Consider the following 850-nt stretch of genomic DNA (forward strand, 5'->3'; position numbering starts at 1 on the left):
ATGTCGGAAAACCTGCCCCACTCATCGGGGATTAAGACGTGGCGTTCATGTCGGCAGGTGCGAAATACTCTGTCAGAAGACTCACCCCACTCATCGGCCTTTCAAGCTTTTCAGACGACCTCGGGCTTGGGTCGTCTGAAAATGTCTGCCGGGGTTCGTTGATGACCGATAGCAAAACAGCCTTGATATTGCATCAAGGTTGTTTTTATTTGCGGGCTGCTTTTTTATAGTGGATTAACTTTAAACCAGTACGGCGTTGATCTGTACTGTCTGCGGCTTCGTCGCCTTGTCCTGATGTACTATCTGCGGCTTCGTCGCCTTGTCCTGATTTAAAGTTAATCCACTATAACGTATTCAAACGGGCGGCTGGCGGACGCTGTTTGAGGTCGTCTGAAAACGGCGGGCTTTGGTAGGGTTGGGTTCAGATATATCGGTCGGCTGCTGATGTTTCTTGGGTTTGCCGTTTGCCCATGCACCGACACTCCGTCTGAACGCGGCTTTGCGCTTACAGTTTGCGGATACGCCGCATTTCACATTTCCAGGTCGTCTGAAACGCCGTATCATGCCATTTTTTATTTGTCTGTCTGCCATGAATCCGCTTAATCTTCCTTCGGAATTGCCCATAGCCCGTTATCGTTTGCATTTCACGCTGACGCATGATTTGCAGCTGCCGCCTTATGCGGCTTCGACCTTGCGCGGTGTGTTCGGGCATGCGCTTTTGGCTGCCGCCTGTACCTGCGACACGCCCCAAACGCCGCATCTTCCCGATTGCCCCTACGCGCAGATTTTCGAGCCGGCACCTTGTGCCGACTTGCCCGGCAGCGTGCGCCAAAGTCCGCCGCCGCCTTAT

General features: G+C 53.2%; 1 protein-coding gene and 1 pseudogene. One reads left to right on the top strand and one right to left on the bottom strand.

Annotated features, from left to right (window positions below; translation table 11 throughout):
* Positions 1–354: 354 nt before the first annotated feature.
* Positions 355–591: a hypothetical protein gene (locus HMPREF2572_RS09935; RefSeq protein ID WP_148132323.1), complete on the bottom strand. Its 237-nt coding sequence runs from the start codon at positions 589–591 to the stop codon at positions 355–357.
* Between HMPREF2572_RS09935 and HMPREF2572_RS09940 the strand changes: the two are divergent.
* A pseudogene (locus HMPREF2572_RS09940) lies at positions 590–850 on the top strand (hypothetical protein); the annotation flags it as partial. The gene HMPREF2572_RS09935 and the pseudogene HMPREF2572_RS09940 overlap by 2 nt on opposite strands.

Source organism: Neisseria sp. HMSC064E01 (genome assembly GCF_001808875.1).
In the GTDB taxonomy this organism is placed as follows: domain Bacteria; phylum Pseudomonadota; class Gammaproteobacteria; order Burkholderiales; family Neisseriaceae; genus Neisseria; species Neisseria sicca_A.